14 protein-coding genes are annotated in these 13,832 nt (G+C 59.1%); 11 read left to right on the top strand and 3 right to left on the bottom strand.

Going from position 1 to position 13,832, the window contains the following annotated elements:
* The first annotated feature begins 67 nt into the window (after window positions 1-67).
* The gene (gene queG / locus V8J84_RS00830; RefSeq protein WP_339927633.1) at window positions 68-1,093 is read left to right on the top strand and encodes a tRNA epoxyqueuosine(34) reductase QueG; all 1,026 of its coding nucleotides are present in this window, start codon (window positions 68-70) and stop codon (window positions 1,091-1,093) included.
* Here the strand turns inward: queG and V8J84_RS00825 are convergent.
* Window positions 1,083-2,639 (bottom strand): hypothetical protein, encoded by a 1,557-nt coding sequence (locus V8J84_RS00825; protein ID WP_339927631.1) that lies wholly within the window; start codon window positions 2,637-2,639, stop codon window positions 1,083-1,085. The two genes, queG and V8J84_RS00825, sit on opposite strands and share 11 nt — an antisense overlap.
* A 200-nt stretch (window positions 2,640-2,839) precedes the next feature.
* On the opposite strand from V8J84_RS00825, the gene V8J84_RS00820 reads away from it, so the two are divergent.
* From V8J84_RS00820 to V8J84_RS00805, 4 genes are all read left to right on the top strand, one after another.
* Window positions 2,840-4,018 (top strand): PQQ-dependent sugar dehydrogenase, encoded by a 1,179-nt coding sequence (locus V8J84_RS00820; protein ID WP_339927629.1) that lies wholly within the window; start codon window positions 2,840-2,842, stop codon window positions 4,016-4,018.
* Window positions 4,015-4,992, top strand: a complete 978-nt coding sequence (locus V8J84_RS00815; protein ID WP_339927627.1) for an App1 family protein — start codon at window positions 4,015-4,017, stop codon at window positions 4,990-4,992. The genes V8J84_RS00820 and V8J84_RS00815 overlap by 4 nt, the downstream gene beginning before the upstream one ends.
* A 9-nt stretch (window positions 4,993-5,001) precedes the next feature.
* Complete coding sequence (locus tag V8J84_RS00810) at window positions 5,002-5,925, top strand: DMT family transporter (protein ID WP_339927626.1); 924 nt, start codon at window positions 5,002-5,004, stop codon at window positions 5,923-5,925.
* A 110-nt stretch (window positions 5,926-6,035) separates the two neighbouring features.
* The gene (locus V8J84_RS00805; RefSeq protein ID WP_339927625.1) at window positions 6,036-6,554 is read left to right on the top strand and encodes a DUF805 domain-containing protein; all 519 of its coding nucleotides are present in this window, start codon (window positions 6,036-6,038) and stop codon (window positions 6,552-6,554) included.
* A gap of 41 nt (window positions 6,555-6,595) precedes the next feature.
* On the opposite strand, the gene V8J84_RS00800 is transcribed toward V8J84_RS00805, so the two are convergent.
* The gene (locus tag V8J84_RS00800) at window positions 6,596-7,462 is read right to left on the bottom strand and encodes a branched-chain amino acid aminotransferase (RefSeq protein WP_339927624.1); all 867 of its coding nucleotides are present in this window, start codon (window positions 7,460-7,462) and stop codon (window positions 6,596-6,598) included.
* A 212-nt stretch (window positions 7,463-7,674) separates the two neighbouring features.
* Here V8J84_RS00800 and V8J84_RS00795 point away from each other — a divergent pair, with 212 nt between their 5' ends.
* The 6 genes from V8J84_RS00795 to dxs all read left to right on the top strand — a co-directional run bounded on the left by V8J84_RS00795 (window position 7,675) and on the right by dxs (window position 12,904).
* The gene (locus V8J84_RS00795; RefSeq protein ID WP_339929034.1) at window positions 7,675-8,100 is read left to right on the top strand and encodes a MarR family winged helix-turn-helix transcriptional regulator; all 426 of its coding nucleotides are present in this window, start codon (window positions 7,675-7,677) and stop codon (window positions 8,098-8,100) included.
* The gene (locus V8J84_RS00790; protein ID WP_339927623.1) at window positions 8,097-8,804 is read left to right on the top strand and encodes a response regulator; all 708 of its coding nucleotides are present in this window, start codon (window positions 8,097-8,099) and stop codon (window positions 8,802-8,804) included. The genes V8J84_RS00795 and V8J84_RS00790 overlap by 4 nt, the downstream gene beginning before the upstream one ends.
* A 159-nt stretch (window positions 8,805-8,963) precedes the next feature.
* Window positions 8,964-9,887 carry a histone deacetylase family protein gene (locus V8J84_RS00785; RefSeq protein WP_339927621.1) on the top strand — a complete coding sequence of 308 codons (924 nt, stop codon included), beginning with the start codon at window positions 8,964-8,966 and terminating at the stop codon, window positions 9,885-9,887.
* The gene (locus V8J84_RS00780; RefSeq protein WP_339927619.1) at window positions 9,884-10,117 is read left to right on the top strand and encodes an exodeoxyribonuclease VII small subunit; all 234 of its coding nucleotides are present in this window, start codon (window positions 9,884-9,886) and stop codon (window positions 10,115-10,117) included. Before V8J84_RS00785 ends, V8J84_RS00780 begins: the two co-directional genes overlap by 4 nt.
* Window positions 10,110-10,964 carry a polyprenyl synthetase family protein gene (locus V8J84_RS00775; protein WP_339927618.1) on the top strand — a complete coding sequence of 285 codons (855 nt, stop codon included), beginning with the start codon at window positions 10,110-10,112 and terminating at the stop codon, window positions 10,962-10,964. The genes V8J84_RS00780 and V8J84_RS00775 overlap by 8 nt, the downstream gene beginning before the upstream one ends.
* 11 nt (window positions 10,965-10,975) lie before the next feature.
* Window positions 10,976-12,904 carry a 1-deoxy-D-xylulose-5-phosphate synthase gene (gene dxs / locus V8J84_RS00770; RefSeq protein ID WP_339927616.1) on the top strand — a complete coding sequence of 643 codons (1,929 nt, stop codon included), beginning with the start codon at window positions 10,976-10,978 and terminating at the stop codon, window positions 12,902-12,904.
* 58 nt (window positions 12,905-12,962) lie between these two features.
* Here dxs and V8J84_RS00765 read toward each other — a convergent pair whose 3' ends face one another.
* Window positions 12,963-13,742 (bottom strand): ion transporter, encoded by a 780-nt coding sequence (locus V8J84_RS00765; RefSeq protein WP_339927615.1) that lies wholly within the window; start codon window positions 13,740-13,742, stop codon window positions 12,963-12,965.
* Window positions 13,743-13,832 lie beyond the last annotated feature (90 nt).

Here is a 13,832-nt window from a genome sequence, read left to right as displayed (position 1 = left end):
GCCCGCCCACCCACCCCTTTTCGGGGCGCTGCCCCGGACCCCGGAGTGTATCTGGCAAAGTGATGCGATGAAGGCGGCGCTGCAGGAATTTGCGTTGCAGGCCGGATTTTCCAAAGTCGGCGTTTGCAAGCCTGGCGCGGTGCCGGAATTGGCAGAGCGGCTGGCGGCCTTTGTGGATGCCGGGCATCACGGGCAGATGGGCTGGATGGCGGATCGGATGGCGTGGCGTGGTGATCCGAGCGCGCTGTGGCCAGAGGCGCGGTCTGTCGTGATGTTGGCGGAGCCCTATACGCCGGAGCATGATCCGCTAGCTGTGTTGCAAGAGCGGGATCGGGCGGCGATTTCGGTCTATGCGCAGGGGCGCGATTACCATGACGTCGTGAAGAAACGGCTTAAAAAGGTTGGGCGCTGGCTGATCGAGCAGGTGCCCGATGCGCAGATCAAGGTTTTTGTTGATACAGCGCCCGTGATGGAGAAGCCGTTGGCGCAGGCGGCGGGGCTGGGCTGGCAAGGCAAGCATACTAATTTGCTCGGGCGCGATCTGGGGTCGTGGTTCTTTTTGGGTGCGATCTTTACGACCGTTGATCTGGAACCGGACATGGCAGAGGAGAGCCATTGCGGATCGTGCACGGCGTGTCTGGACGTGTGCCCGACGGATGCGTTTCCCGCCCCCTATCAGTTGGACGCACGGCGCTGCATTTCCTATCTGACGATTGAACATAAGGGGCCTGTGGACAGCGATCTGCGCAGCTTGATGGGCAACCGGATTTACGGATGCGACGATTGTCTGGCGGTTTGCCCGTGGAACAAGTTTGCACAGGACGGGCGTGATGCGCGGTATGCGGCGAGGGATGATTTGCTGGCGCCGCCGCTGGCAGAGTTAGCGATGCTGGACGATACGTCGTTTCGGGCGCGGTTTTCGGGGTCACCGATCAAGCGGATCGGGCGGGACAGGTTTGTGCGCAATGTGCTTTATGCGATTGGCAATTCCGGCGACGACACCCTGCGCCATGTTGCGCAGGGGCTAGTGGATGATACTGATCCGGCGGTTGCCGATGCGGCGCGCTGGGCTGTCGAACGGCTTAGCGCGTAAGGAACGCACCGCCGACCCATCCGGTGATATCGGGTGCATCTACAAGGCAGAAGCGGTCGGCCATCACATTATAGAGGTCTTCACCGTTCAGGCGGAGTTGTTCATCGCTGAGAAGTGGATTGCACTGGCGCATCACCAACCCCGTTGCATCACTCGGCAGTGTTCCGATCACCGGTGCATCCCGCAAAGGTGCCTCGAACACCTGAACGGCGAGCCCCATCGGAATCCGGTCCGTGTCGATGCGCAGGATACGAAGATCTTCTTGCGGCGGCGTGCCCGTTGTTGGCCGTGAGTTGGGGATATGGGTGACCGTGATCGTGTAGTCACCGTTTAGATTGTCGGACAGTTCCGCACCCACAAAGGTCACGAAGTATTGGTCGCCTTCGTCTTCTTCGACCAGCGCGGGCATGGTGACTGTCGTACCGCTTGCGGTGTGCGACAGCGAAATCGCATCATCAAAGACATTCGGCCCTTCAAGGATAATCACATCAAGCGGTTCACCATCGAGCCATTCGGGAATACCGATCTGGCCCTGCATCGTGACCTTGAGCGTCTCGCGGTCCTGGTTCCAATTGACCGTGCCAATCTGGCCATGAACGGCTGTCGTTACGCGCATCAGGCCAAAGTCGCCCGGTTCGGGAATTTCGAGCGTGGAGAGGTCAATCGGGTCCAGCGGCGGAATTGAGCCTTCGATCCAGACAAGCTGCATGGTGCGGCGGTCAACGCCAAGAAAGTCACCATCAAATGTGATATCGAACTGTTCCCCCGCACCCGGGCGGATATTCACCGTCGCAAATTGCGTGTCACCGCTTTGGACGATTTTGAAGCTGGCCTGATCCAGCGTTTGGTTGTTACTGTATTCGGTGAAGGTAGCAAGCAAAGGAATGCCGCCTTGAAAATCGGGGATGCGCACCTGACCTGAGGCGACAAAACCGCTGGCATCCTCATCCATCGCGACGGTGCCGATTTGCCCGTATTGTTGATCTATCACCTGCCACAGACCTGCATTGCCGGCGTCAGGGATCGGCAAATCGTCAATATCCACGCGCGGCGCGTCAGGCTGCTCAAAGGGGGCCTGAAAATTGATCCATGCAACATGCATGGGATTATTCATGTTCAGAATGCTGTCGAAAGGGGTGTTTGCATCGACAAAATCAACATCGACAAGTTCGGTCCTGACCCAATCTGTTTCGGCGCGGTATCCCGACATGCGTTCGTTTGTGCTGCTTGGCACTGCATCTGTCGCACCAGAAAGGGCAACGTAATCGCCGACAAAATCCTGTCCATCAGCCGATAACGTATATTCAAACAGATATTGTGTCCGCGATTTTTCAAACTGGGTGCCGCGAATGGTGCGGCCATCGGGTGAGACGCGAGCGATGTAACGGAAGCGGTTGGACGCTGATCCCCAAAGCGTATCGCCATCCTGAAAGAACCACAGGCGTTTATGCGAACTGTTGCGCCATGTGCCCTCCCACGGGTCGCCGGGGGCGGCGTATGTCGGGGTTGCGAGGATAAGAAGGGCGATGAGGCTTCGTAACAGCATGACAATTATGGCCTTTCGTAAAAGGGAATTCGGTTCGTCCAGCATGATGACAGCGAACATTCAATGGCGATAGTCACGGTTTCCCGACCTTGGCGCGCGCTCAATCCCCCCAAGCGAGGGGGTCATCGGGCGCAAAAGGGAACCGGTCATGCTGATTGGGCGTTTCTTTTTCAACAGATGACGCCAAGGGAGATGATCAGATGAACCGCATGACAATCGGGGCCAGCGTTCTGGCGCTTATGCCAATGACCGCCGCCGCGCAGGTGCAGCAAGGCGAGGCTAACGCCAGCTTTGAACCTGCCTTTGAAAACCAGACCCGTGCGCCTGCGCTCGATACCACGCCGGTTACCATTTCAACCTTTGCCGAAGGGCTGGCGAACCCGTGGGGCATCGCGCCACTGCCGGATGGGACGTGGCTGGTGACAGAGCGCCCGGGGCGGCTTCGCATGATTGCAGCGGACGGCAGCGTGTCAGACGCGATTTCCGGCCTGCCTGAGATTTTCGCGCAGGGGCAGGGCGGTTTGCTGGACGTAGCAGTGTCGCCTGATTTCGCAGATGACCGCACTGTGTTCTTAACCTATGCCAAACCGATGGAAGACGGCAGCATTACCGCCGCGGCCAAGGGCGTGCTGTCTGATGATGGCACCGCGCTGGAGCAGGTTGAGGATATCTGGCTGCAAAACCGCGCATCACCCACGGCCAAGCATTACGGCAGCCGGATCATTCCGACCGACGATGGTATGGTCTGGATAACCACGGGCGAGCATTCCAGCTTTGAAGAGCGTATCTATGCGCAGAATATCGACATTACCTATGGCAAGATTATCCGCATCAACGCCGACGGATCGATCCCCGATGATAATCCGTTTGTGGGTCAAGAAGGGGAAGATTCCATCTGGTCCTATGGCCATCGCAACGTGCAGGGTGCCACGATTGACCCTGATGGTACGCTGTGGACGATTGAGCACGGCCCCGCAGGTGGTGACGAATTGAATGCACCCGAGGCAGGCAAGAACTATGGCTGGCCCGTGATTTCCTACGGTATCCGCTATGACGGTGGCGACATCGGCAATGGCGAGGCCGTGATGGAAGGAATGGAACAGCCTGTCTATTACTGGGATCCGGTGATCGCGCCCGGTGGTGGTGATTTCTACGATGGTGATTACGCGCCATGGCAGGATGATCTGTTTATCGGATCGCTCGCCCCCGGTGCGGTTGTGCGGCTTGATATGGAAGATGGCCGCGTTGTAGGCGAGGAACGACTGGCAACAGACGTGGGCCGCGTGCGCGATGTGCAAAACGCTGGCGACGGGTCGTTGCTGATCCTGATCGATAACCCAAATGGCGCAGTGCTGCGCCTGACACCGGATACCGAATGAGCCTGAAACTGAAACTTGCGCGCGCCGCCTCATGGGTGGAGCGGCGCGTAGATAGCTGGCGCTGGCAGGATAAGTCAGCGCCTGTCGTCGTCATGCCCTATATCGGCTACGCCACGCCCGAAAACCTGTTGGTGCGGGGTCGTGTGCTGTCGAACGTCAAAGCTGACAACGTGCGCGAAACACAAAGCAAATGGACGAACTTCCGCCAGATGCTGCGCCTGTTCATGACCGATGAGGTGGCAGACGTGACCGTGACGGCTGGCGACTACTCTGCCGTGAGTGACGAAGAGGGATATTTCACGATCCTGATCCCGCGCAAGCTGCAAACCGGATTGGTCGAAGTTGAAGTTACCACCGGGGATACGACTACGGTGTGCCCTGTGATCGTGCCGGACTCGGAGGCAAAGTTTGGCGTGATCTCGGACATTGATGACACGCAGATGCAAACGGGGGCGTTCAGCCTCGCGCGCAATATCTGGACATCGTTGACCGGCAATGCTCTGACACGGCGGGTGTTTCCCGACGCAATTGAACTGATGACCCTGCTGCATGAGGACGGACGCAATCCGGTTTATTACGTCAGTTCCAGCCCGTGGAACCTGCACGCCTTTCTTGAACGGGTGTTTGACCGTGCGGGCCTGCCCAAAGGTCCGAAGTTCCTGCGCGACTACGGTATTTCCGAAACCCAGTTTATTACGGGCACACATGGTGACCACAAAGGCAGCGCCATTGACCAGATCATGGCTGCACAGCCTGACCTAAATTTTATCCTTATCGGTGATACCGGACAGCACGACGCGCATGTTTACTATGATGCCGTGACGCGCCACGAAGGCCGCGTGGATCGGGTGATCCTGCGTGCAGCTGGGCCGGTGGATCAAGAGGATATGGGTTGGGTCGGCCGCATCCTTGGGAAGGGTGTTCCTGTCACGGTGGGAAGTGACTACAACGAGGCGATTGCAGCCCTCAAGTAAGGCCACCCCATGAACCCGCTGCGCGGTATCGCGTTCAAAATGCTGTCGGTCTGCACGTTTGTCTGTATGGCCAGCCTGATCAAGGCGACTGCTGCTGACGTGCCGCCGGGGCAGGCAGTGTTCTTCCGGTCCATCTTTGCCTTGCCGGTGATTGTTGTCTGGCTGGCGGCGACGGGGCATTTGCACGACGGCATCAAGACCGAAAACCCGATGGGCCATTTCTGGCGCGGGATCGTGGGGACGATGGGCATGGGGTTCGGCTTTGCCGGATTGGGCCTGTTGCCGCTGCCCGAAGTCACGGCGATCGGCTACGCCGCGCCGCTGTTGGTGGTCGTCTTTGCTGCGATGTTCCTAAATGAGCGGGTGCGGGCGTTTCGCCTGACCGCTGTATTTCTTGGCCTTGTGGGCGTGGTGATTGTTTTATCGCCGCGCTTGTCGGTGAGTGCGGCGATGGACGTGCGTGAGACATTGGGCGCGGTCGTCGTCTTGATGGGGGCCGCCTGCGCAGCCCTTGCGCATGTGTTCATCCGCAAGCTGACGGCGACAGAACGAACCTCGGCCATCGTGTTCTGGTTTGCCATCACCTCGACAACGCTATCGCTGCTGACGATCCCCTTCGGCTGGGTCTGGCCCGCGTGGGGGACGTTTGGCTTGCTGGTGCTGGCAGGCCTGATCGGCGGGCTGGGGCAGATATTTTTGACGAGTAGCTACCGGTACGCAGACGCGTCCATGCTGGCCCCGTTCGACTACACCTCGATGATCCTCGCCGTGCTGATCGGGTGGTTCGTGTTTAGCGAGGCTCCGACGATGACGACAATCATCGGTTCAGCGGTGGTCATCTGCGCTGGCGTATTGATTATCTGGCGCGAACGGCAACTGGGACTGGAGAGGGCCGCGCAACGGCAGGCGATGGGGAACGTGGCGGGGAAGTAGGGGTTAGGGTAACTGTCACACCGAAGGTGTTTACCTGTCTTAATCTAGTCCAAATTTGGAGCTACAAATAGACCGAGATGTGACGCGCTTTCTTCTACTGGACAGAGCTTTTGACACCAATCGCAGCGATCAAGACCTGTTTTTCGAATTCTTTGAAATTCTCAGGGCGGGCCAGCAGATCGGAGTTCTGGTGGTTTTTCCCGATTGGATTGTCTGCTTCAATTTTCGTTGTCTGGTTCCTCCTGCCCCATTTTTATGATCTAAGCGGACCTTATGGTATTATTCTAAATTTCTTTTTGCTTTTACCTGTCTGGGCAGCGGGCGCGCGCCGATTGCAGGATACTGGCGAAGACGGGCAACAGATATTCATTCCTGCGGCTATCTTCTTTGGTGGGCCGCTCGCGATCTACCTCTTTTACGGTATCAGCTGGCTGATCGTTTTTTTCACTAATTCATTTATCGCATTGGTTACTCTTGCTCTGATCGGCGTATTTATTGCCATTCCCATGGTCTTTGTTTCGCTGGTCGCGTCTGTCGGGTTACTTGGACCGATTATTGGGCAGCTTATCGTGCCGTCCGAGCGTAAAGATAACAGGTATGGCAAATACGATGGATCCGCCCACGGCTAGGGATCGCCTGTGGAACGTCCTATCAAAACATGGTCTGGTATTTACGCCCGCACCAGTTTTTCGTAGTCGCTGGCGATGTCTTGGGTCATTTGGCCGACTTCGAAGTTGTAGTCGCCGATTTGGCCGACGGGGGTGACTTCGGCGGCGGTGCCGGTGAGCCAGCATTGCTCGAAGCCTTCCAATTCATTCGCTTCGATGCGGCGCTCGTGGACTTTGACGCCCTTCTCTTCAAGCATCCCGATCACGGTGCGGCGGGTGATGCCATTGAGGAAGCAGTCGGCCTTGGGCGTGTGCACTTCGCCGTCTTTGACAAAGAAGATGTTGGCACCCGTCGCCTCGGCCACGTAGCCGCGGTAGTCGAACATCATGGCGTCAGAGCAGCCCTTCGCCTCAGCCGCGTGCTTGGACATGGTGCAAATCATGTAAAGACCGGCGGCTTTGGCTTCGTGCGGGATTGTTGCGGGGTCGGGACGTTTCCATTTGGCGATGTCGAGTTTCGCGCCTTGGGTTTTTGCGTCGCCGTAGTAGTTGCCCCACGACCAGACGGCGATGGCCATGCGCACAGGGTTCCGTTCAGCCGCAACGCCCATGTCCTCGCCAGCGCCGCGCCATGCGACGGGCCGCACGTAGGCGTCGGTCAGGCCGTTGGCCTTGAGCGTTTCCATCTTGGCGGCGTTGATCTCGTCGACCGTGTAGGGGATCTCAAAATCGAGGCAGTTGGCGGAGAACTTCAACCGCTCGGAGTGTTCGGTGGACTTGAAGATTTTGCCGGAATAGCAACGCTCGCCCTCAAACACGGACGAGGCGTAGTGCATGGCGTGGGTCAGGATATGGACATTGGCATCGCGCCATTCGACCAGCTTGCCGTCCATCCAGATTTTGCCGTCGCGATCATCATATCCAGCCATTGGTCCATCCCTTTGCAAAAATGTCGCACAAAGGTCCGTATCGGACTTAAAGCTGCGCGAATGTCGTGATTTTGCTATCGGCGGGACGGTAGAATGTCAATAAAGCTGACGTATCGTGTGGAGTATGCGCCTTGGACCAAGACCGACCGTCATCAACCGGACAGGCGTTGCTGTTTCTGACAGACGAGCAGCTGCGCAAGGGGATCGAGGCGATGTTTTTCGCCTATCGCGGCTTTACCGCCGACCCGGACCGTATTCTGGCGGATAAGGCTTACGGGCGGGCACATCATCGGGCGATCCATTTCATTCATCGTAGTCCGGGCACGACGGTGAATAATCTGCTGAATATCCTTGGTGTGACAAAGCAATCGCTGAATCGTGTGTTGCGCACTTTGGTCGATGACGGTTTGGTGGCAAGCAGCGTTGGCCAGCAGGACCGGCGCGAGCGGCATCTGCATCTGACAGAGGCGGGCGCGGCACTTGAACGGGCGCTGTCGGACGCGCAACGCGACCGGATGCGGTCGGCGTATCGCGCAGCAGGACCCGAGGCCGTGGCCGGATTTCGGCGCGTGCTGGAAGCGATGATGGATGAAGAAATGCGTCGCCATTACGACGCGCTGAAGGATAAGACGACATGAATGCCGATGACCCGCACCTTTTGATTGTTGACGATGATGAACGTATCCGCGGACTGCTGCAAAAATTTCTGATGCGCAGCGGGTTTCTGGTGACCACCGCGCGGGAGGCGGCCCATGCGCGGCGTATTTTGTCGGGGCTGGAATTCGACATGATCGTGCTGGACGTGATGATGCCGGGCGAGGACGGAATGGCGCTGTGCCGTGATCTGCGCAAGACGATCACCACGCCGATCCTGCTGTTGACTGCCAAGGGTGAGACGGACGACCGGATTACGGGGCTTGAGGCGGGGGCGGATGATTATCTGGCCAAGCCGTTTGAGCCGAAAGAGTTGTTGCTGCGGATCAACGCGATCCTGCGGCGTGTGCCACAGGCGGAGCCGCTGGTGGTGGCGCCCAAGGTACTGAACCTCGGTCCCGTGCGCTATGACATCGAGCGCGGCGAGATGTGGCGGGGCGAGGACTTGGTGCGGCTGACCGCGACGGAGAGCCAGCTGATGCGGATATTCTCGGGCGTGCCGGGTGAGGCTGTGACGCGGACGCGGTTGGTTGAAGAGCTCAGCCGCTCTGGCGGGCAGACGCAGGAACGGGCTGTGGACGTGCAGATCACCCGGTTGCGCCGCAAGATCGAGGATGATCCCAAGCAGCCGCGCTATCTGCAAACCGTGCGCGGCGCAGGCTATATGCTGGCACCAGATCACGGGTGAGCGTGGTTTGACCTGACGGAGCGCCCCTGCGGGGCGCACGACATGTTTTGTTTGCATGTGGCTGGCGGTTCGGGTCTGAATTTCTGATAGTGGTGGTTGAAATGTTGCTCTTGCCTCCGGCGGGAGTTGTTTTGGCCAAATGAAGACGGGGGACGCATTATGGTGACGGCTTTGGTGAGCCATGAGGCATGTAAGGGGCATGTGACGCCTCCGGGGCATCCTGAACAGGTTGCGCGGATGGATGCTGTGTTAGGTGCGTTGGGCGGCATGGACCTTTTGCGGGTGAAAGCGCCGATGGCGGCGGAGGATGATTTGTTGCGGGTGCATCCGGCGGCGCATCTGGATTTTGTGCGCGGGGCCGCACCCAGCGAGGGGTTCCGGTCGATTGATGCGGATACGCATATGTCTGCGGGCACGCTGGAGGCGGCGTATCGCGCGGCGGGTGGTGTTGTGCGGGCGGTTGATCTGGTGATGAGTGGCGAGGCGGGCAATGCCTTTGCTGCTGTGCGGCCACCGGGGCATCATGCGGAGCGTAGCACTGCCATGGGGTTTTGCTTCTTCGGGAATGTGGTTGTGGGGGCCATGCATGCGCTGGAGCATCACGGGCTTTCGCGCGTCGCGATTGTCGATTTTGATGTGCATCACGGGAACGGGACGCAGGATCTGGTCGAGGATGATCCGCGGATTTTGTTTTGTTCGTCGCACCAGTCGCCGCTGTTTCCGGGCACGGGGATGGCGCATGAGGTGGGCGTGGATAATGTGTTGAATGTGCCGCTGCCGGACGGGACGGGGTCGAAGGCGTTTCGGGACGTCTATGAGCGGGTCGTGCTGCCGCGTGTCGATGATTTCAAGCCTGAACTTCTGATCATCTCGGCCGGATTTGATGCACATAAGGCTGATCCATTGGCGGGCATGATGCTGGAGACCGAGGACTTTGCGTGGGTCACTGAACGGCTGTGTAATCTGGCCGATACCCATTGCGCTGGTCGGGTGGTATCAAGTCTTGAAGGCGGCTATGACCTTGACGCGTTAGGGGCGGCGGCGGCGGCCCACGTGGGTGTTTTGATGGAGAGAAGTGCATGAGCGATGACGTCAAAGAGATGAGCTTTGAAGACGCGATGAAAGAGCTTGAGAGCGTTGTCGGCAAGCTGGAGCGTGGCGATGTGGCGCTGGATGAGAGCATCGCGCTTTACGAGCGTGGTGCGGCGTTGAAAAAGCGCTGCGAGGACAAGCTGAAAGAGGCTGAAGAGAAGGTCGCGAAGATCACGCTCAACGACGGCAAGCCAACTGGAACAGCGCCGCTGGATGCTTAAACCCGCGATGAAAGATGCGCAGGCGGGTGTCGAGGCGACAGTGCTGGCTGCGTTGGCGGGCGTGGCGATGCCCGTGGCTGATGCGATGCGCTATGCGGTGACTGGCGGTAAAGGTCTGCGTGGATTTCTGGTGGTTGAGGGCGCGCGGTTGCACGGCGTGGCGGACGCTTTGCCTGCGGCGGCGGCCATTGAATGCCTGCACGCCTATTCACTGGTGCATGACGATATGCCTTGCATGGATGACGATGCGCTGCGGCGCGGGCAACCGACCGTGCATGTGAAATGGGACGAGGCGACGGCGGTTCTTGCTGGCGATGCGTTGCAGGCGTTGGCGTTTGAATTGCTGGGGCAGGCAGACGTGACTGACGCGGCGCGGGTTGAGTTGATGATATCGCTGGCGGTGGCCTCTGGCGTGCGGGGCATGGTCGGCGGGCAGGCTTTGGATATTGCTGCGGAAAGTGCGACAGCGCCCCTGACGCTGGCCGAAATTACGACGTTGCAGGCGGGCAAAACGGGCGCGCTGATTACGTGGTCGGCCATGGCCGGACCGCGCATGGCGCAGGCTGATACGGCCGCATTGAAGACCTTTGGCGTTGCGCTGGGGCTTGCGTTCCAGATTGCCGACGATGTGCTCGATGTTGAGGGCGATGCCGCCACGGTGGGCAAAGCCGTGGGCAAGGACAATGATGCTGGCAAGGCCACGTTTGTGTCGCTGCTGGGTCTTGATGCGGCGAAGCGCCGCGCAACGGACCTCGTGCAAGAGGCCTGCGATGCGTTAGATGTTTATGGAAGCGATGCTGAAACGCTGCGCGAGGCTGCGCGTTTTGTCATCACACGCGACAAGTAGGAGCCGCAATTATGGCTAACCGTCCGATCACACCCGTCCTTGATACTGTGCAGAGCCCTGCGGACATGAAAGGGCTGTCTGACGCCAAACTACGCACACTGGCCGATGAGGTTCGCGCCGAGACGATTTCGGCGGTGTCCGAAACGGGCGGGCATCTGGGTGCGGGCCTTGGTGTGGTGGAACTGACTGTTGCGCTGCACGCGGTTTTCGATACGCCCAAGGACAAGATCATCTGGGACGTGTCGCACCAGTGTTACCCGCACAAGATTATCACAGGACGGCGCGACAGGATTCGCACGTTGCGGATGAAAGACGGGCTGTCGGGTTTTACCAAGCGCTCCGAGAGCCCCTATGACCCGTTTGGCGCGGCCCATTCGAGCACGTCAATCTCCGCGGCGCTGGGCTTTGCTGTTGCCCGTGATCTGGGTGGTGCGCCGCCAGAGGGTCTTGGCGATGCGATTGCGGTGATCGGTGACGGGTCCATGTCGGCGGGCATGGCCTACGAGGCGATGAACAATGCCGGGCACTTGAAAAAGCGACTGATCGTGATTTTGAACGATAACGAGATGTCGATTGCGCCGCCTGTGGGGGCGATGTCGTCCTATCTGAGCCGTTTGTATGCGGGTGAGCCGTTTCAGGAGTTGAAGGCGGCGGCGAAAGGGGCGGTGTCGCTGCTACCCGAACCATTCCGCGAAGGGGCGAAACGTGCCAAGGATATGGTCAAGCATATGACCGTGGGCGGCACGTTGTTTGAGGAGTTGGGGTTTTCATATCTCGGGCCGATTGACGGGCACGATATGGACCAGCTTCTGTCAGTGCTGCGCACGGTTAAGGCGCGGGCCAACGGGCCGATCATCATTCATGCGATCACCAAAAAGGGCAAAGGCTATGCCCCTGCTGAGACTGCTATGGACAAAGGCCATGCGACGGCGAAGTTTGATGTCGTCACGGGCAAGCAATCCAAATCGCCAAGCAACGCGCCGTCTTATACGTCTGTCTTTGCCGAAAGCCTGCTGAAGCATGCCGCGGATGACCCGAAGATTTGCGCCGTCACAGCCGCGATGCCGGACGGGACGGGGCTTTCGAAGTTTATGGAGCGCTATGCCTCGCGCTGCTTTGACGTTGGTATTGCAGAACAGCATGCGGTGACCTTTTCTGCCGGATTGGCCGCGGGCGGTATGCGCCCGTTTTGCGCGCTTTATTCGACGTTCCTGCAACGGGGTTACGATCAGGTCGTGCATGATGTGGCGATCCAGCGGTTGCCTGTGCGCTTTGCGATTGATCGCGCGGGGCTGGTGGGCGCGGATGGCGCCACGCACGCGGGCGCGTTTGACGTGGCCTATCTGGCGAACTTGCCGGGGTTTGTTGTGATGGCGGCGGCGGATGAGGCTGAGCTTGTGCGCATGGTGGCCACGGCGGCGGCGCATGACGAGGGGCCGATTGCGTTCCGCTTTCCGCGCGGTGAGGGCGTGGGGGTCGAGATGCCAGCGGAGCCGGAGGTTCTGGAGATCGGCAAAGGTCGAATGATCCGCGAGGGAAGCCGCGTGGCGATCCTGTCATTCGGGACACGGCTGCAAGAGGTTGAGGCCGCCTGTGAGGCGCTGGGCGCGAAGGGCATTAAGCCGACAGTTGCGGATGCGCGGTTTGCGAAACCGCTGGACCGCGACATGATCCTAGCTTTGGCGGCAGATCACGAGGCGCTGATCACCGTCGAAGAGGGCGCTGTGGGTGGTTTCGGGTCACACGTGGCACAACTGCTGGCCGACGAGGGCGTTTTTGATCACGGGCTGAAATTCCGCTCCATGGCCCTGCCTGACACGTTCATCGACCAGTCCAGCCCGCGTGACATGTATGCGATGGCGGGGCTGAACGCCGAGGATATCGAGGCCAAGGTGCTTGAGGTGCTGGGGGTGGCGCAGATTGGTGCCAAGCAAGCATAGGGCTACGCGTCCGGCCGGCGTGGGAGCCTCCGGCGGGAGGTGTTTTGGCCAAATGAAGCTATTTGCCGTCGCGTGTATCTAGCCTGCGTTCGATCTCGATCAGTTTGGCGAGGACTTCATCGCGGTATTCGTCTGTGGCGGCGTTGGTTTCCTCGTGATGGGCGTCTTGCATGGAGTTCACGATCAGACCGACCAGCAGGTTCACCACGGCGAAGGTCGTGACCATAATGAACGGGATGAAGAAGGCCCAAGCATAGGGATATGCTTCCATCACGGGACGGACGATGCCCATGGACCAGCTTTCCAGCGTCATGATCTGGAACAGCGAATAGCCCGACCGCGCCAGCGTGCCGAACCATTCGGGAAACGCGTCACCGAACAGCTTGGTCGTGATGACAGCGCCGATGTAGAAGATGATCCCCATCAGCACGAACACCGACCCCATGCCGGGCAGTGCGGTGATGAAACCCTCGACCACGCGGCGCAGGGACGGGGCGACTGATATGACCCGCAGCACCCGCAGGATGCGCAAAGCCCGCAAGACCGATACACCTTGCGTGAAGGGCAGCAACGCGACGCCGACGATCACAAAATCAAAGATGTTCCAGCCGTTGCGGAAAAACCGGAAACCATGCGCAAAGAGCTTAAGCGCAATCTCGGCGGTGAAAATCGCAAGGCAGAGCGTGTCCAGCAGCAGGATCAGCGGACCGTAGGTGGCCATCACGGTGTCTGATGTTTCCAAGCCAAGGATCACGGCGTTGAACAGGATCACGCCAATGATGAAACGGTTTACCCACGGACGGGCAAGGAAATCTGAAATACGGGTGCGAAGTGTCATATCTGCGGCCTTCAGGCGAATAGGCGACATATGGGGTGACGCTGCGCCAAGAGCAAGCAGGTTGCGCGACGCAAGGTAAATCTGGCGGGG

Origin of the sequence: Yoonia sp. 208BN28-4 (assembly GCF_037543925.1) — a bacterium.
Lineage (GTDB): Bacteria > Pseudomonadota > Alphaproteobacteria > Rhodobacterales > Rhodobacteraceae > Yoonia.
This window is presented reverse-complemented; position numbering and strand designations above follow the sequence as displayed.